Annotated in this window: 18 protein-coding genes and 1 pseudogene; 8 read left to right on the top strand and 11 right to left on the bottom strand. The window is 38.3% G+C overall.

The genetic code is table 11. The features are described 5' to 3' along the window. Positions 1–450: 450 nt before the first annotated feature. From ACVRWY_RS04250 to vga(F), 5 genes and pseudogenes are all read left to right on the top strand, one after another. Positions 451–735, top strand: a pseudogene (locus ACVRWY_RS04250) (transposase); the annotation flags it as partial. A gap of 101 nt (positions 736–836) precedes the next feature. Further along, positions 837–1,046: a hypothetical protein gene (locus ACVRWY_RS04245; RefSeq protein WP_049949270.1), complete on the top strand. Its 210-nt coding sequence runs from the start codon at positions 837–839 to the stop codon at positions 1,044–1,046. Positions 1,047–1,090: 44 nt separating this feature from the next. Next, the gene (locus ACVRWY_RS04240; RefSeq protein ID WP_049949269.1) at positions 1,091–1,387 is read left to right on the top strand and encodes a hypothetical protein; all 297 of its coding nucleotides are present in this window, start codon (positions 1,091–1,093) and stop codon (positions 1,385–1,387) included. A 105-nt stretch (positions 1,388–1,492) separates the two neighbouring features. Next, a complete protein-coding gene (apmA, locus tag ACVRWY_RS04235; protein ID WP_015059965.1) occupies positions 1,493–2,317 on the top strand; it encodes an aminocyclitol acetyltransferase ApmA in 825 nt (274 codons plus the stop codon). A 1,144-nt stretch (positions 2,318–3,461) separates the two neighbouring features. Next, positions 3,462–4,847: an ABC-F type ribosomal protection protein Vga(F) gene (gene vga(F) / locus ACVRWY_RS04230; RefSeq protein WP_037622512.1), complete on the top strand. Its 1,386-nt coding sequence runs from the start codon at positions 3,462–3,464 to the stop codon at positions 4,845–4,847. 254 nt (positions 4,848–5,101) lie between these two features. On the opposite strand, the gene ACVRWY_RS04225 is transcribed toward vga(F), so the two are convergent. The 6 genes from ACVRWY_RS04225 to ACVRWY_RS04200 are packed head-to-tail and all read right to left on the bottom strand — an operon-like array spanning position 5,102 to position 8,210. Then, on the bottom strand, positions 5,102–5,401 hold the full coding sequence (locus tag ACVRWY_RS04225; protein ID WP_027974808.1) for a DUF5960 family protein: 300 nt from the start codon (positions 5,399–5,401) through the stop codon (positions 5,102–5,104). Continuing rightward, on the bottom strand, positions 5,388–5,756 hold the full coding sequence (locus tag ACVRWY_RS04220) for a hypothetical protein (protein WP_014636307.1): 369 nt from the start codon (positions 5,754–5,756) through the stop codon (positions 5,388–5,390). Before ACVRWY_RS04220 ends, ACVRWY_RS04225 begins: the two co-directional genes overlap by 14 nt. Beyond that, on the bottom strand, positions 5,753–7,168 hold the full coding sequence (locus ACVRWY_RS04215; RefSeq protein WP_354368203.1) for a Y-family DNA polymerase: 1,416 nt from the start codon (positions 7,166–7,168) through the stop codon (positions 5,753–5,755). Before ACVRWY_RS04215 ends, ACVRWY_RS04220 begins: the two co-directional genes overlap by 4 nt. A 4-nt stretch (positions 7,169–7,172) precedes the next feature. Continuing rightward, entirely contained in the window at positions 7,173–7,301 is a 129-nt protein-coding gene (locus tag ACVRWY_RS04210) for a hypothetical protein (protein WP_014636309.1), read from the bottom strand. Further along, positions 7,291–7,518 (bottom strand): hypothetical protein, encoded by a 228-nt coding sequence (locus ACVRWY_RS04205; RefSeq protein ID WP_354368206.1) that lies wholly within the window; start codon positions 7,516–7,518, stop codon positions 7,291–7,293. Before ACVRWY_RS04205 ends, ACVRWY_RS04210 begins: the two co-directional genes overlap by 11 nt. A gap of 2 nt (positions 7,519–7,520) precedes the next feature. Further along, on the bottom strand, positions 7,521–8,210 hold the full coding sequence (locus ACVRWY_RS04200) for an XRE family transcriptional regulator (RefSeq protein WP_354368208.1): 690 nt from the start codon (positions 8,208–8,210) through the stop codon (positions 7,521–7,523). 287 nt (positions 8,211–8,497) lie between these two features. Between ACVRWY_RS04200 and ACVRWY_RS04195 the strand changes: the two genes are divergently transcribed. Further along, entirely contained in the window at positions 8,498–10,321 is a 1,824-nt protein-coding gene (locus ACVRWY_RS04195; RefSeq protein WP_354368210.1) for an ImmA/IrrE family metallo-endopeptidase, read from the top strand. Positions 10,322–10,654: 333 nt separating this feature from the next. Further along, on the top strand, positions 10,655–11,224 hold the full coding sequence (locus tag ACVRWY_RS04190) for a hypothetical protein (RefSeq protein ID WP_354368212.1): 570 nt from the start codon (positions 10,655–10,657) through the stop codon (positions 11,222–11,224). Between the two features lie 38 nt (positions 11,225–11,262). On the opposite strand, the gene ACVRWY_RS04185 is transcribed toward ACVRWY_RS04190, so the two are convergent. The 5 genes from ACVRWY_RS04185 to ACVRWY_RS04165 all read right to left on the bottom strand — a co-directional run bounded on the left by ACVRWY_RS04185 (position 11,263) and on the right by ACVRWY_RS04165 (position 15,558). Continuing rightward, positions 11,263–13,224: a DNA polymerase gene (locus tag ACVRWY_RS04185; protein WP_354368214.1), complete on the bottom strand. Its 1,962-nt coding sequence runs from the start codon at positions 13,222–13,224 to the stop codon at positions 11,263–11,265. A gap of 234 nt (positions 13,225–13,458) precedes the next feature. Continuing rightward, the gene (locus ACVRWY_RS04180) at positions 13,459–14,007 is read right to left on the bottom strand and encodes a DUF2815 family protein (protein WP_046391433.1); all 549 of its coding nucleotides are present in this window, start codon (positions 14,005–14,007) and stop codon (positions 13,459–13,461) included. A gap of 4 nt (positions 14,008–14,011) precedes the next feature. After that, positions 14,012–15,133, bottom strand: coding sequence for a DUF2800 domain-containing protein (locus ACVRWY_RS04175; protein WP_354368216.1), 1,122 nt, complete (start codon positions 15,131–15,133; stop codon positions 14,012–14,014). Then, positions 15,126–15,449: a hypothetical protein gene (locus ACVRWY_RS04170; protein ID WP_172010419.1), complete on the bottom strand. Its 324-nt coding sequence runs from the start codon at positions 15,447–15,449 to the stop codon at positions 15,126–15,128. Before ACVRWY_RS04170 ends, ACVRWY_RS04175 begins: the two co-directional genes overlap by 8 nt. Further along, positions 15,424–15,558: a hypothetical protein gene (locus ACVRWY_RS04165; RefSeq protein ID WP_256797823.1), complete on the bottom strand. Its 135-nt coding sequence runs from the start codon at positions 15,556–15,558 to the stop codon at positions 15,424–15,426. The genes ACVRWY_RS04170 and ACVRWY_RS04165 overlap by 26 nt, the downstream gene beginning before the upstream one ends. A 288-nt stretch (positions 15,559–15,846) precedes the next feature. Here ACVRWY_RS04165 and ACVRWY_RS04160 point away from each other — a divergent pair, with 288 nt between their 5' ends. After that, entirely contained in the window at positions 15,847–18,132 is a 2,286-nt protein-coding gene (locus ACVRWY_RS04160; protein ID WP_354368218.1) for a phage/plasmid primase, P4 family, read from the top strand. Positions 18,133–18,339: the final 207 nt, after the last annotated feature.

Here is an 18,339-nt window from a genome sequence, read left to right as displayed (position 1 = left end):
TTGATTGCTTCGATATGTTCCCCCATATATCAGTTTCTTAAAAAATAATCAAAATACCGTTGATACGTTCCCGCGAACGAAAGGGTTAAAAATCAGCTTAAGACATCAATGCCATCAACTCGAGCCATATAGAGGATGGCCAACTTGTGATCAGTTGTGAATGGCAAAAGGTTTCTCTTGTATAGACAAACAAATCCCGAGTGGTTGAAACAAAGCACACAAACTGTTCAGTTTAACGTTGAAGGAGTGATACAAGCAATCTGGAAGGTGCTTCCGGTCGATGCTGAGCGGAATGTGTGGATAATGGATTAAATTGTAATATGAATCAATTTCGTAATTTTAACCCTTAGAGCCCCAAGGCTTTTGAGACGTAAAAAAAGGAGTACCTCCCCAAAATGTCGAAATGAGTAAGTAATGACACAAAACTCAAAGACTGGAGGAAGACTCCCTATGCCTATTATACGACAAGAAAGCCTGTTTGACCTGCAAGATTTATATGATTTAGAACCTACCCAACGATTTGATGCTCTTTTTTCAGCTATTGATATCGGACCAGTGCTTCACCAGTTATCGAAAAAAACGCGTGTTGGCAGGCCTGTTGAGCTCAACTGTGCAGCCATGGTCGATTCTTTGGTTGCCAGGATCTCTGAACGAATCCCATTCACCAAAGATCTGGTGAAAAGACTGAAGAATGAGATGATTTTCCGTCTTGACTGCGGTTTTTTAGTATCTGACCCACAAAACTTTTATTTCCAATAAAGAATAAAGATTATTCTAGTGATACAGCTATATCAAAGTCATGGAAATCATTGAATAATGCGTTAGAGGTAGCATATATGGTTACTATTTTTGGATATAGCGCACCCAAGAGTGATGTTGAAGCTATTACGATGTTGAAAAAAGCGTGGGGTGCGGTGAAAGATAGAAATCTTGAAGAAATAGAAATAGTTGATTTGCGTGATGAAAATGAAGTTATCCAATCGTGGGATGATTTTATTCATACGCATCATTATTCATACCATTCCAATTTTTCACAACAACAATAGGAAGATGTTCTAGAAGAAGTTGTGAAGCAACGTTTGACAGATTGATGATGAATCTATGGGATGACCATGGAATAAAACCAGTCATTGATATACGAAATATGTGGAAAGATGGGGAAGAAACACGTTTACTTGGGGATTACAAAAACGTTGTTCACAATTTCAAAGGAAATGTTTATTGCCATTGCCCGATATCCGGTAAACAGCGTGAGATGGCAAATGGTGGATTTGAAAAAGACAGGGGAACGCTCAAAAAGTTGATAGATAAATTGACTTGTGTATTAATAATTGATGAGGAAAATAAAAAAGGGACAAAGAAACTCCTTTTAGATCCATATGTGTAGATGTATTAAAACGTGAAATGAAAGTTACCTGTTTAATAACTGATAAATAGTAATTTGTCGGGCAGTTTTGAACTGGGGATTACATATTTTGGGAGGTAGATACTTATGAAAACCAGACTTGAACAAGTTTTAGAACGCTATCTCAACGGACGCGAGGTAGTTGTATGGGGTGTTCCGACACGCCGTTTGCTTCGTGCATTAAAACCTTTTAAATTTCGTGTTGACGATCGCGTTGACCCTCAATATCATTATGTTGTTGCTGTAAACGATGACGACTTATCCGACTTTTTATCCGATGAACAGAGCAAGTCGTTTCAATACGCTAATGACTATCTGACGTTTGACGATGAGGGAGGCGAACTTCCGTTTGAACGAATGTGCTTCAATGTCCCCGTTGGCAGGCAAACGTATTTTGGAGACGGTGTCGTAGGAGCTTGCAAAAACGGGTATATCAAGAGCATCGGCCAATTTACATCGATTAACGGCACGGCAGAGATCCATGTGAACCATCAGTTAAACATGACCTTTGTAAGCGACGATATTCAAAACTTCTTCAATGAAGAGAGTATGGCTATATTCCATGAAAAGCTGCGAAAGGACCCGAAACACCCTTATGCTTACAGCAAAGAACCTATGACCATAGGTAGCGATGTTTATATCGGCGCACATGCATTCATCAATGCTTCCACTGTGACAAGCATCGGTGACGGTGCTATAATCGGCTCGGGCGCAGTGGTTCTGGAAAATGTTCCTCCTTTTGCTGTCGTCGTTGGTGTCCCTGCGAGAATCAAGCGTTACCGCTTCTCAAAGGAGATGATTGAAACCCTGCTTCGTGTCAAATGGTGGGACTGGAGTATAGAGGAAATTAATGAAAATGCTGATGCGCTTATATCACCTGAACTATTTATGAAGAAGTACGGGGGTTTATAGCGTATATGCGAGTAATACGAAATTTGTATATCGTGAGCATAACACGAAGCCGACAAATTCCAATTTGTCGGTGAATTTATGAGCATAATGTGTTTTGCTACGGATATAGTGGATATGTTCCCGCCTACCAATAGTGCCAAAAACGCAGTGGATATGTTTCCGAGAACGGACATACATAAATGACATTCATTCTGTCCTCTCGAGCCACGTCGAGTGTGTTGCTCTGCTCGTAAAAGCCTAGAAACCTTTGAACGAAAGGGATAATGAAAAGCCTTGATTGCAAGGCTTTTTGCTTTGGGGTGGGGAAGTATTAGAGTGAGTAAATTTTTTGAGTGTGTAGAAGTGATAGCTAGAAATTATCAAAATCTATTTCCATTTACCCTGTGGGTACGTGTTTGTTTCCATTAACAAGGAGTTTGTGGGAATAGAAACGTACCCACCTTTAATATCGCCTGAATGGTCGATAGAAGTGAGTGTATAGAAATTGATATAATACAACTTAACTTTTTTTGAAAAAAATTCGAAAATTTATTTTGACTTGCGAATATAATAAGTGAGAGCAAGTTGTTTACTTATTAATGATGAAGAGGAAAAGTAGAATGACAACAATAGTACATTAGGAATTTTCGGAGTATTTTGATAGACTAATAGTTGATTATCCAGTCAATAAAATTATTGTTCAAAATTTTGAACGTTCAGCGAAAAATATCATTATTAGTGAGATTTTATAGCACTAACAGATTTACTCCTTTTTGAAAATATATTAATATAGCTCAGATAAAATCCGTTCTTAATCTTGAAGAAAATTTTGAACACTTAAATTTTCCTACGGTTATTTTTAGTAACTATAAATAGTATTGTATGATACATGGCGTTTTAATGATTTGACAAATTCATTGAACTTGTTTATAATAAAAATATAAAATACGTGAGGTGAAGTTACATGAATAATTAAGCTACTTATTAGTCGTTCTTAAAACTTGTATGAGGTTGCATTAACCGACGATACAAGGGGTAAGACTGCTCATAAGGGCTTGCTATTCGTGTGACTTTTTCCATAGGGAAAGGTCATGTTTTGCATGACTTTTTTCTTGTGTCATTTTTTGAAGAATAGAAGCCCTTTTTGTGAAGAAAAGAGGTCTATATGGAAATGATAAAATGTATTCAATTAGAGAAGGAAATTGCAGGGCGTAGATTGTTCACAATCAAGCAGTTGAGCCTTCAAGCTGGTCAAAAGGTTGGTTTGGTTGGAAATAATGGTGTTGGCAAGTCTACTTTTTTGAAAATCTTACTAGGACTGGATAGGGATTTTGCCGGTCAAATTGAGGTAAAAGTAGACTGGGCCTATGTACCCCAGTTACAGGAAAGGAGCTCGCTTTCAGGTGGGGAACAAGTTTGGAAGTCTATTCAAGAGGCTTTTGCCCAAAGACCACAGTTGTTAATCCTGGATGAGCCGACAGCTAATCTGGACCAAGAACACCAGGAAAAGCTAATCAAACAAATCAAACGCTATCGAGGTAGTCTACTAGTTGTTAGTCATGATCGGCATTTTCTCAATCAAGTAGCCAGTCACATTTGGCATTTAGAAGAAGGAAAGTTTCAGGTTTATCTAGGAAATTACGAGGCGTTTGTAGAAAGTCGCCGAGCTAGGCGAGAAGGACAGCAGCAGGCCTATGAAACCTATCAGAAAAAAGTTGCCCAACTGAAAAAAGCCCAACATGAACGCCAAGTCAAGTCTCAGAAGATGGGGAAGAAAAAGAAAGGTGTTTCATCGTCTGAGTGGAAGGTTAGTGCTATGATGGGTTCCTATGATAGTCAAGCCAAGTCTATGGCCAAGACTGCCAAGCATTTGGAAAAACGGATAGAGCGTTTGGACAAGGTTGAACAACCCAGAAAGGAAGCGTGGGTAAAGATGGAAGCGAAAGGTGCCTTAGATACGGGTCTTCACAGTCTCTTTCGCTTGCAGGCTGGTCAGCTCTGGATTGGAGAAAAGTATTTATTTGATTTTCCTCAGCTTGGCATGATTTTTGGAGACAAGCTAGCTTTGGTTGGGTCAAATGGTACTGGGAAAACAAGTTTTGTTCGGAAATTGATTTCAAAAGAATTAGAAGGCTATTACAATCCAAAATTAAAAATTGCTTATTTCTCCCAGGATTTGACAAGTCTCAATGAAGAAGAAACAGCCTTTGTGAATGCTAGCTCAACGTCGCTTCAAGACAGGGGAACGGTTCTCAATCTTTTAGGCATGTTGGGGATTTCTTACGATAAGGCCCAGCAGAAGGTAGCAAATCTGTCTGGTGGTGAACGTGTTCGACTTTCTTTGGCCAAGGTCTTGTTATCGGATGCAAATCTTTTGATAGTAGATGAGCCAACAAACTATCTGGATATTACAGCCATAGAAGCTCTGGAGAAATTTTTGCAGGAATACCAGGGAAGTGTGCTCTTGATTTCCCATGATCAGCGGTTTGTTGAGAGTATTGTCCAAAGAAAATGGCTGGTTGAGTATAATCAGCTAACTGAGGAGCCATAGATGTACTCGCTTAGTCTCTATTGTCTTACATTGATGTATTGATATTTTCCTCAGAAGGAAAGAATTAAACATAGGGTATGTTTTTATAGAAAAGCTTAAAATAAATAGTGGCGCAATAGTGGAAAAGATTACAGATAATTACCCAATATATTTTGGTAAGAAGTATGGCATTAATTTAGAAGCTGAAAAGGAATTTTCAATTGAACAATAAATAACAAAAATATAAAAAACAGGAACAGTCAATTGAACAGTTCCTATTTTTCTGCTAAATATGTTGTAGTTTTCTTATATGTATAATGATAGATTAGTGGATTCTCTTCTAAGGTTCTTACTTCAAATATGAAGAAGTGATCGCGATTATCTCTAGCCTTTTCCTTATTTAGGACAAAGTAATTCTTACGAGAAGTTGCCATTGTTTTGAGGATATCATCAGTCAGAAAGGTCAATGGAATATTCATGTTGGAGTAGCGGTAGAAGTCACGTTCAAAATCTTGGTAGCTCTCGCTATAATAGTCCATTTGCAGGTGATTACGCTGAAATTCAAGCTGATTCATAGAGCACCTCCTCTACAAGTTCAATACTAACAATGTCTTTTAATTTCAAATTAATGTGACCTGTTGTAGTTTTTATTAATATGAAATCTTTGGTCAGACTTGGTATTGTTCCAGTATAGGAAACTCGATTGTTTTTTTCAACTACATGAATGCGCGTGTTCAGTTGCCCAGCATACACCTGACTGAGGAGTAATAATTTCTTCTCCAGTGACAAATCTGACATATACGTTACTTTGTTTGCATCGTCAGTGAGTGCTGATGTATGCTCAGATAGGAAAAAGCCCATCCATTTTTGCATCTTAGTATCCTGGTACTCTCTTGCTGATTGAAATGGTAAGTATGAACGGTCAATCATTTTAATCCCTCCAATCCACCAGCGGAATGACCGCCGATAAGTTTACTGCGTTCAATATTTCTGGAACCTTCAGTTAGGACTGTTCCTTTTTGAATAGCTAAAAAGCCAAACTGTTCTCTGACAACATCAATTGCTGTCTGAAGTCTATTTTCTTTTTCAATTTGTTCTACATCATCAAATAGTGATAGTAGGGTATAGTTTTCATCTACAAAACCACTATAAGATACACCAATTTGTCTCACTGCACCAGAGATGTATTTCTTTCGGAATAATCCAAGTACATGGCCCACCATTATTTTGGGGAGATTTGCTGGTTCAATTTTTTTCTGAGCATTAATAGATTTATTCATCTCAGTCCTAGAATAGCCAATATGGATTGAAACAACAGTTGCTTTCTTATGGGCTGAACGCAGTCGATTAGCAACCTGGTCAGCCATTTCAGCTAATACGATTTCAATTTCTCTTTGGGTTCTGTAATCTCTAGGAAGTACTTGTGAGTTACCCAATCCTCGTGATTTTGGTTTATAGGGTTCATGGACGTTGCTCTCATCAACTCCATTGGCGTGAAACCAAAGTTGAACACCGACTTTACCGAATTCTTTTTTGAGAATATCAGGATTGAAATTGGCCAGTTCTTTGATTGAATGAATACCAAGTTTTTGTAAGTTAATCTCGGTTTTACTACCAATCCCCCAAAAGTCTGTTAAATTTGGAATGGCCCATACCTTGGTTTCTACATCTTCGTATGACCAGTTAGCTCTCATTGTAGCAGTTTTCTTAGCTTCATTATCTAGAGCTAGTTTAGCTAGAAGAGGATTGGAATTGCTCATTCCAACAGTTGAAATAATACCTGTTTTACGATAAATATCTCTCTGAATCATAGCCGAAATATTATCTAACTTATCTTTCCTTGACATTGACTTATCAGAAATAAAGTAAGAGAGTGAGCTAGTAAGGTCAATAAAGCCTTCATCGATTGAATAGGGGAGAATGTCATCTGGAGCAGCATAGTCTTGAAAGATACGCTGAATCTCTAGATTCTTCTCAATATATCTGTCCATTCGAGGAGGAACGATGAGTGTACGCTTTGCCCAGTGTTCAATAAACGATTTATACTTCGGTGTTACCTCAATTTCCTGTTTCCATGCATTTTGATAGCTGAATTTTCGAGTGTTGATATCAAATGGCAAGTCGTAGGAACGACCTACATTTGCTTTACCGAAGACTTTCTTAAACATAGGAGAAGAAGCGAGAATCAATCCTGCCGAGTTGTCTGCACGGCTCATGACGCACAGTGATGTGTAGAGAGGATGCAAACCTCTATCCACACATTCTACCGAAGCGTAGAAGGACTTCATATCGAGGAAGGCTATGTCACTTTGAGGTTCAATAGAATAGTCTATATAGCCCATAGGATTATCTCCTTTTGAGCTTTTCTAGCTCTTCGATAAGTTCACCGATGTAATCTGTGATGTCGTATTCAAATTTGTCAGGGGTAAAGATAATACGTTCGTCTTTGATGTAAATCATTTCTTTAACGTTCATTGGTATTGTCATCCTCCTCGGTCATAGCAATTAAAATAGAATCTTTAATCAAAAAAGCGTAAGGATAGATTTTAGCATCCTCATTTTGAGGAATTAGAATTTCATCGAATCCTTCATTTTCTAGTCGTTCTTCAAAGTTGTCCATATTGAATATTTCAACTTTACAATCGGGGTTGAAACCATACATTCCAAGTTCTAAAATATCCTTTAGCTTCATGATTATACCCCCTCTACAGGCATGAAGTGTCCCACAACTAGACCAACAATTCTTGGCTCATCCTCATAAGGGATGAACTTCTCTGGATAGGCCTTATTCAAGGAGACCATTCTAAATCCATCCTCATCACGGTAGAGTTTTTTGATATAGACAGAGTCATTCCATGATAATGCATAGACCGCACCATCATAGTCGAAACCGTTTGAACGAATAAGTGCGACTTCACCGCTCTTATAAACGGGCTCCATAGAATCTCCCTCAATCCATGCGGCGATATCGTAGCCGTATTGTTCCTCATCAGAGTAGACTGTTTCAGTTTCAAACTCGTCAAAGAATCCTTCTCCGAGACCAGCGGAGAGTTGGATATCTGATAGCACTTGGACTGAGAAGAGTGGAGTTACGTTAGAGGTTTGTTGTGAAAGTAGAAGATCTTCTACATAGTCCTCTGCTTTTGCCTGATTGTCAGGAGATAACTGAAGATAGTTATTGACGATATTGTATTCAGATTCAAAATAGGTGACCGGGACATCTAGGATTTTGGCGAGAGCAGTAAGGTTTTTTTGATTCGGGGTGGACTTTCCTGACTCCCACTTATTGTATGAAGCTCTATTAATACCTAATTTATAGGCAATTTCAGACTGATTAAATTTTCTCTCAATTCTTTTTTCTTTAAGACGAATTCCAGAAAACATGACGCACCACCTTTGTTGCTTTATTATGCAACAATTATATCAAAAATATCAAACTTTGCAACAAAAGAACATTCAGATGCAAAATCTGCTTAGTATTCATCCATTATATATGTAAAATATATCGTTTGATCAATCGTTTTTCTGGTTTTAGTAGTTCAATCATATCTAAAGTAACATTAGCACAAATTTTCTTGTAATAGAATAATGTACTGATTTTTTTAACAATTTTTGATATAATATTCTCAACATTATGTTGCATTATAAAGCAACGAAATTGAGGTTGTAAGATGCCAATTACAGAATATATTAAAAGAAAATTTATAAATCAAATTAAGTCAGATATTCATAGTAATATTTTATTGGATATTAAAGCTAAGATAGAAACCAGTGTTGAGAGCTGGCAAGTGTTCTCAAAAGAACTTCCAAACATAAAATATATTAAAGTTACTCCGTTTAAAAAGGATTATCGAACTATTCGATTATTAGTTAATGTGACTTCAGAAACACATTTCGAGTTTATTTGTAAAGAGAAGACAGAAATAAGAGATATCCAAAGAAAACATACGATTGAGTATTTGTTATTCTTTGATGATGAAGTCATAATGTCACTAGTAGAAATTGGTGAACTTCGAAAAGTAAAGTTTGATAGTGAAACACAGCTTGATTCAACGTTACTTCCCTATATGTATCAAACAAAGTACGAGGAAGAAGCAGAACAATTTTTGAATACCTTTTATAGTTCTGCATTGAAGTTACCGCAACCTATTGACCCTCTAATTGCGATAAATAGCCTTGGACTGACATTGCTGGAAAGCCCCTTAAGCCCTGATGGTAGCATTCGTGGTCAAAGTCATTTTAGGTCAGAAATAGCTAGGGTATATGACCATACTTACAATTCTTACAAAAGTTTAGTTGTTTCTGAAGGAACGGTGATTTATGATGCAAGTAAATTTGTGAAAGGGAATAAAAACCTAACACTCATTCATGAGGCATATCATCACTATAGACATCGACCTCACATAATGATGAAGGAATTTTTACTTTCGCAAGATGATTATAAAGCCAGAGATAAAGATTTTAAGAACGCTAGAATGTGGATAGAAAAACAAGCGAAGGTTGTTCCACCTAGAATTTTGATGCCAAGAAGTACTTTTTGTAAAAAAGCATTAGAATTAATTACTGAGATTGCAGAAAATAACAAACGTACTGGAATGCTAGATATTCTTCAAATTACTATTGAAGAGTTGGCAGATTTTTTCCAAGTCTCAAAACAGTCAGCAAGAGTAAGATTGATTGAATTAGGATTTGATGAAGTTCGTGGGGTTTTGGAATTTGTAGATGGTCGATATGTTAACAATTATGCTTTTAATAAACTAAAAGTAAATCACAATCAGACTCTAACTATTTCAGAACAACAAATGTTTGATTTATATGCCTCCGATAGTAATTTTCGAGAATTGATTGATTCTAAACGTTATATCTATGTTGACGGACATGTGGTTATTAATAGTCCAGAAGTAGTTTGGTACTTTATTAAGTATCCTTTGATATCGCCAGCAGCTCTTGAGAAATTAGATGAGTATGCGATTATTTTTGACATTAAGCGTAAAGAATATGAGGAAATGGGTTTTGAAGAAGATTTTACCTTATATCTTTTACATCCTAGCTCGTATAAATTTGAGATTTCATACAAACATGGGATTGAATATTCTATAGATGAAAGAAAGCTTGAAGTTGAAACGGAGCAACGAAATCGTGAATTTACATTGTTTAAACAATTGCCAAATGACTTCACTGAAGCAATGAATAAAGTAAAAGATTATCAAGAAGAAACTTTCCCCCAAATCGCAGAAGCAGTAGATTCCAGTGAATCAACGATTAAACGACTGTTTAAAGGAACGGGTGGTAGTTTACAGCTCTTTGTATTGGTATTGGTGTATCTTGAGCTACCTGATTTTATTAATCAGCATCTGTTATCGCTCTCAAACTTTAAAATAAAAAATGGTGATAAAGAAGATATGGCTTACCAATACCTACTTAACCATTTCCAAGGACAATCTGTAGCGGCTGCAAAACAATTTTTAACAAAAAGAGGAATATCTATCAAGTAATCGTGTCACAATGTTGACACGATTTTTATATTATTTCGGTGATATTTTCTGTGTTTTAAGGAGAAAATTGCATAATAGCAAGGTTTTGACCGTGTCAGAATCTTGCTATTTTCTTTTTTATTTTCCATGAGATACTAGACTAAAAGTAATCTCATACCGTGATTTGCTACTGATCATAGCGAACCTCAAAGTCATGGTGTGAGAGTGCACAGTCAGTCTGTGAGGTTAGCTGACCGATAACATAGAGGAAAGTAACTATGCGGTCAAGAATATTTTTTGCATGCCTTGATTTGTCATGTGTGCTTTCGGTATTAACTGGGAAGCCAATTTATCATGACAATCAATGTCAACTTTTTCAACTACTGCCAAACTCAATCTTCATCAACTGGAGTACAACCAACTGAAAGTGAAGTAATAGCACCCATGTTCGTGCAGGATTATTACATGGATTCACGCCATTCAGGTTTGCTACGTGGTACGTTTCGTCAATGTCGTATTATGGGTATTCCAATACTAACTGCCTTTGTTCCAGTCGCAGAAGAGGACTATGAACAGATGGTCTGGTGGTACAATAACTCAGTTAATGATTATCTTAAAGATTATCGTAAGCCAAGTAAAAATGCTCCTAAGATTTCATCTTGGGAAGCATTCACAGAGAAACAAGATTTACCAATGATAGATGATGACATTGAGCTTTATCTATTCATGGATCAGTTTGAGTTTTTGAAAGCAAAACTTGCAGAATCAAATTTTCAAGCACCAGATATTTTGGAAATGTTATTTGATGGTTACGAGAATAAGGAAATCTTTGAAAAACTAGGAGTACAGAAATCTGCTGGATATAAGAAAGTAAAAAATACTCAGAAAGAAGGGTTAGAGCTTTACAACAAATTTAATAAATAACAGAATCGCCATCTCAATTACGAGGTGGCGATTTTTTGCTAGTCTTTTTGATAGAAAAAGCATTCATATCCATCAGCCCTAAGATTAATATCAGACAACCAGTCAGGTGCTATCCCCATTAATGATGCAACTTCATCAAGTTTTTGTTCAATTGGACATTCGATTATTACTTCATCGTGGACATGGCCTACAATCTTGAAATCATTTGAGCTTAGTTGCTTCATAGAGAACGCAAGTATGTCTCTACTGATAGCTTGAACAATGTTCTCCACAAATTTTGGACCGTAGCTTTCTAGCCTCTCCCAACGTCTGGCAGTTCCAGTTCCTTCGTATGTGATGGACTCTCCACCGAACTGGTTATCGCCAATTCTTGGTTTGATATATGATAATTTACGACCAGATGGAAGTGAAATGAATAGAATACCGCTTCTTACTTCAAATTTAATACCGTGAGTAGATGTTGGAATTAGGTCCTTTACAGCAGTCATAACCGCCCTGTCCACATCCCACCAGAAGAGAACGATATTCGGATTTGCTTGGCGCCATGAGTTAACAAGTGGTTGGAGTTCTTCCTCAGTTAGTCCCATATCAAGCGCACCCATGGCTTTCAATGCACCGACTGAACCACCATATCCGCAAGCTAGCTCTGCAATTTTCCCTTTTTGTCTCAATTCAGAATTTTGTCCATGTTTTTCAACTGGTACTCCAAACATCTGAGAAGCGGACATACAGTAGATGTCTTTCCCTTGTTCAAATACGTTACTGCGCCATCTCTCTCCTGCCAGGTGGGAGAGTACACGAGCTTCGATAGCTGAAAAGTCGCAAACAATGAATTTCTTTCCTTTACTAGGGACAAAGGCTGTTCGGATAAGTTGAGATAAGGTATCTTGTGTGTCGTAGAGTAGCTCAGTAGCATTTAAGTCACCTGTTCCGAAAAGTTCTCTAGCTTTCTCAAGGTCAGGAAGATGGTTCTGAGGTAAATTCTGAAGCTGTACCAAACGGCCAGACCATCGACCAGTTCGGTTTGCTCCGTAAAATTGGAACATCCCCCTTGCTCTACCATCCTTACACACACAGTTCATCATGGCCTGGTATTTAGACACACTTGATTTGGCAACTTGCTGTCGAAGTTTGAGAACTTGTGCCGTTTTATCATCGACCGTTTTGAGGAGTTCTTTCACAGCTTTTTTGTCTAGAGAATCAGTGGTTACTCCGTGTTCTCGCAACCAACCAATCATCTGCAGGACAGAGTTGGGATTTTCAAGACCCGTTAATGCTTTTAACTCTTCTTGGATTTTAGCTTTGCTCTCTACATCAACTTTGATAGCAGCTTTGACAAAATCCAAATCAATGCTAATACCATGGTCATTAATAATCTGATCCTGGTGGTACTCATCCCAAACAAAGTCAGGTACTGGGAAGTTTTTCAGTCGTTCCTTGATGGCCAATTCGACCTCAACATCACGTCTGTTGTAATCGCTAAAGGTAGACCACTTGTCAGGCGCGTGATTAGGGAAGTTGCGAACTCGCCCTCCATTGACCTTAGTAGGCTTACAAGGTACGCAGAAGTAGCGAATGAGGTCAGCACCCTCTCTCATCTTTTGGTCTTTGAGTTTGAGAACTGTTCCAACTCCTTCAAGGGAGAGGGGGAGTCCTAAATAGGCGGACCAAATCATGCTACATCTCCATGAAACTGGAGATAAAAATCCATCTAATAATAAATCAGGATGATATTTCTTGAGCCAATTGGATAGACAAATTCGCTCAAATGAAGCATTGAAAGCCCATTTGATGACACTATCGTCTACCAAGGCCTCAAGGATATCTTGTGGTAATTTCTCCTTAGTTAAGTCGTAAACAGTCACTGGTCCATTATCAACAGATACCGCAAACAAAAGGAGTTCAAAGCTTTCATCTTCCGCATAGCGATAGACACCAGATTTTCGTAGGTCAATTTCGCAATAGGTTTCAATGTCGATGCTGAGTTCTCTAATTGGCATAGTACGTCCTTTCTGAAAAAGGTGACAGAAGTACTGCCACCTTGAGTTCTATTTGTTTTTTCGACTGAGTGGTGTTTGACTAAGTTTCTCTTTCTTTCGTTTAGCCCTTCGTTCAATTTCATTTCGAATGTCATCTCTAATGGTCATATACCCGAAGTATAGTCCGATAAGTACCCAGAGGCCCATAATAGTACAAGTTAAAATAGTATACATCATCAATTTAATTCTCTCTTTCTAGTTCAAAAAGTCATCATCGTCTTCTGTCGCAAAATCATCCTCAGCACGAGTGCGTCCTCCGAGAGGTTCACCATCACGCAATTTTTGCAAGTTATTCAAACCGCAAGCAATACCTTTGTTACCATTTGAATTGAAAGCATAAAAGGTAATAGAAGCACGACCGTAGATACCAGAGTACAATTCTGAAGTATCAATGATTTCTTGACGATTTCCGTCAACCACACCAGGTTTGTGTGGCGAGTTGGCATTTACAAAGTAAGCATTTTTGTAAGCTTCATCATCAGGGCGTTCAAGGTCACCATCACGAAGTGGAGTTTTCAGAGTAGATAATGCAGGTACTGATTTGCCATTGCCTTTGAGTTTTGACTCACCTTCTTTATAGGCTTGCTCAATAGCAGCCTTGATTTTGTTAATGGTGACTGTATCCTCTTTTGGGATGATGAGTGAGGCGCTATACTTGGGAGTGCTACCGTTAATCGACTTTGGCTCATTGGCATTTAAGTAGCTGAAGCGAGTGTTTGGTCCTGTTATTACTTTAGTTGTCATATAGTTATTCCTCTTTAAATTCATTTTTTGCTAGGTTCATCTCTTGACGGCTATCGTCAATAGGAACGAGAGTTGGTTTTCCACTTGGTTTTATGATAAGACCACCAAGCAGGTCATTAAAGGTTTTCTTACCAAGGAGTTTGGTCATGGCAGTGATAGTGAGCAGTTTCTTCTCATAAGGGTCATAGCCTGCTTCAATCACTGCTTGGCTAACGGCTGACTCATCTGAGAATTTACGAACAGAGCGACCTTCAACCAGTTTGTATCCTGGGATAGGATGTCCATCTGTTGCTTGATTTAAAGCATAAGTTTTGATGTCGTTTGCCCATGAAATCAACAGGTCAAGTTTAGGCAAAATCTCTGCAATGTCCTCGTTATCAAGGGAAGCTGGATCCGCAAACTCCATCTTGGCTAGTGCCAAATTATCCTCAGCACGTTTGCGACAGGCATTCTTGAGTTTACAGAATTGGCAGTGTTTACCAGACTGCATTTCCCCTTCACCTTTGAATGCAAGTTCAGCTTTTGGAGCGAGTTCGTTTTCTGCCCATTCAAGCAGCTCAGTCTTTTCCATCTCAAAGGTAGAAATGTTATGTTTTCGTGGTTGAAAGATTGTCATGGTAACTTTATCAAAATCATAAAGTCCATCAAACATCTCAAGTGCTCCAAGTGCATAACACATCATTTGCGGGTTGTGGTTTGCATCAACTAGAACACCAAGCCCGTGCTTATAGTCAATTACCTGAAGAAGTCCGTCTGCCACGATGATGCAATCCCCAGTCCCAAAACCTTCAGGCACCCATTTGGAAAAGTTCAGTTGTTGTTCGACAAGAACTGTAGGGACACGAGAGTAGCCTTTGGCTTTCTCGACTTGTTCCATGACATAGTTGCGGTATTCTTCAGCGCAATTCTGCATTTCATCGTTATAAAATGCCAATTCCTCAGTTGGATCACGCGCATTCCTACCCAAAGCTTTCTCGACTAGATAAGCACATAACTCGTGAGCATCCGTACCCTCAAGAGCGAAATCAGAAGTTGTGTCTGGTAAATCTTCGGTGAGGCGAACAGATGGTGGGCAATTCAACCAACGATGTGATGCAGATGCGGATAGAATGGCGTGGTTAGTCATTACCAATTCCTCCAGCTTCTTCAAGTACTGCCGCAAAGTGTTTTGGGTCAAGTGCTGAGAGTGAAGAAGCACCGTAAGCATTTAGAAGAGCACGGACGTCTTCCTTATAGCCATCTTTTGCTTTCGTGGCAAGTACAGCACGGACATCCTCCAATTGAATTTCCTTTTGTGGTTCATTTTTTGGTGGATTTGATTTAGGTACTGTTTCATCCTCAGTAGTGAGGAGTTTCTTGAACTCATCCACCAAGCGAAGGTAGTACTTTGCGGTTTCTTCCATATCATGAATTAGTCTATTCAGTTCTTTCATTTTGCTCATTGTTTTCTTCCTCCATAATTTTCCGAGCGAGTAGTTTTGAGATGACGCTGATAGCGATGAGAGTATCAGCAACATCATCATCAGGTTCGATGTATGGTTCGTTTGCCATATTGGGTCCTCCTATCTTACTAAGTAAGGTTTTTATTAAATTTTCCACTTTGCAAGAGATTTTTTTAGACATACCTCTTACACATTACTAAGTAGAACCAAGTGATGTTTTTCCGTTAGATTTGAAAAAATTTTTGAATATCAAAAAAGTTTCCTGTGCAATTTAATAGGAAACTTCTATTTTTTTGAATGTTTTTTTCTGAAAGAGCGGAAAAATTTGTCAGATTCTTACTTAGTAAGTTAAGAAGATATATTTCTAAAATTACTGCAAAAATATGGAGGGTGCATAATGCAATTTACCTTATCTCATTCAGGACAGAATGGGGTTCAGACAACCACGGTCTATCCCAATCAAGTTACTATTACTGATGAAATATCGCTACAAACTGTTGCGCAATTTGACCATGTGGCAGGGCTGTTTTTAAACAATACACGCTCAAATGCAAATTTCATTAAGTCGGACGTTTTGGTCATGGATATTGATAATGACCATTCTGAAAATCCAGATGAATGGATGACGGTCGAGCGATTAAAAGAAATCTTTGCGGATTACAATTTTGCCTTGGTAACTAGTCGAAGTCATATGCAGGCAAAGGCAGGAAAAGCTCCAAGACCAAAATATCATATTTACTTCCAAATCAATGAGGTAACTGATAAAGATGTCTACGTAGCTATGAAGGAAGAACTTTGTAATCAATACAAGTTTTTTGATGATAATGCCAAGGATGCGGCACGTTTCTTCTTTGGAAATCCAAATGCACAGGTTATATGGCATGATTCATGGCTAATTATTGATGAAGATTTGTTTCAAGCTGTATCTATTGATGACGAGGAAGATTTCGATGCAGACTTCTATACTCCTACAAGTGGACCAATCCAGCAAGGCAGTCGTAATTCAACGATGTCTGTATTTGCTGCGAAAATTCTCAAACGTTTAGGTGTAACGCAAGAAGCAAGAGATGGTTTTGATGAGCAGGCACAGAAATGTGTACCGCCACTTGATAAAACAGAGTTAGATACCATCTGGGGTAGTGCTGTGCGATTCTACAACAGAACTATAAAAACATCTAAAGGCTACGTGGCTCCTGATGCTTTCAATAGAGAAACATTAAAACCAGATGATTACTCGGATGTTGGAGAAGCGGGAGTTCTTGCAAGAGAGTATGCGAACAGGCTCGCTTATACCAATGCAACGGATTATCTTTACTATGATGGAACTCATTGGCGTGAGAACAAGCAGTTGGCATTAGGGGCAGTTGTACACTTTACTGATGAACAACTTGCTGAAGCGAATGCACTCTTGGAATCTGCAGTGAAGCAACTTCAGTCTTCAGGTATTGATGAATTGACCATTAAGGCTGGTGGAAAGCGTCTAGAAAATGCAGTCGAAACTCCACTTCAGTTGAAATATTTAAAAGCTTATCTAGCAGCTAAAGAGTTCCATAAATTTGTTATGAAACATCGTGACTATAAGAATTTGATGGCTGTATATAACACAGCTAAGCCAATGCTTTCAGTAGAATTGTCAGAATTAGATAGTGATGACTTATTACTCAATACGCCAGAGGCTACCTATGATTTACGAAAAGGAATAAATGGGTCACAAGAACACAATCCTGAAGATTATATAACTAAAATGACAGCAGTCTCTCCTAGTGATCAGGGAATGGGATTATGGCAGGAAACTTTAGCTACCTTTTTCTGTAATGACCAAGAATTGATTGATTATGTTCAAGAAATTATTGGTATGGCAGCCATCGGGAAGGTCTATCAGGAACATATGATTATTGCCTACGGAGGTGGGGCAAACGGCAAGTCTACTTTTTGGAACACCATCGCTCGTGTGCTAGGGAGCTATTCAGGAAAATTATCAGCGGATGCCTTAACCATGTCAAACAAGCGAAATGTCAGTCCTGAGCTTGCAGAGCTTAAAGGGAAACGACTGGTCATTGCTTCTGAAATGGCAGAAGGGATGAGACTCAATACAGCCGTTGTTAAGCAGATTACCTCAACAGATGAAATCCAAGCTGAGAAAAAGTACAAGGATCCATTTCACTTCGTGCCATCACACACGCTGGTTCTTTACACCAACCATCTGCCTAAAGTAGGGGCGAACGATGATGGAACTTGGCGACGTTTGCTTGTTATCCCGTTTAACGCCAAAATCACTGGTCGCTCTGACATCAAAAACTTTGCGGATTATCTGTACGACAATGCAGCACCAGCAATCATGTCTTGGATTATAGAAGGTGCAGAAAAAGCTATTAAAGCGAACTTCAAAACAAAAGTACCAACTGCTGTATCCTCTTCCGTCAAAGCCTATCGTGAGGCCAATGATTGGTTAGGACACTTCCTTAGTGACTGCTGTCAAGTTGGTGATCAGTTGACAGAAAAATCAGGAGAACTATACAGTCAGTATCGTGCTTATTGTGCCAAAAACATGGAGTATACACGCAGTACGACCGATTTTTATTCTGCTCTTGATCAGGCAGGTTTTAAACGAAAACGGACAAGTAAAGGTAACCTCATTCTTGGTTTGAAATTGGTTGATGATGGCTATGATTTCTTAGATTAGTGACCAGCATTTTTAGCCACCTTACCTCCACAAGAGAGGTGATGGACTAATTTAGGTGTGTAGGTCGTTGACTGAATGGTTGGAACTTATTTTGAATGAGGTTTCAGATAAATGATTAAAACGACCAACATGAGTGACATTTTTTGATTTTGTGTAGGTCTATTATGGTCTTTTCTAAAACTATCCTATAAGCAAAAATTACTATAA

It is taken from the genome of Streptococcus porcorum (assembly GCF_053203725.1).
This window is presented reverse-complemented; position numbering and strand designations above follow the sequence as displayed.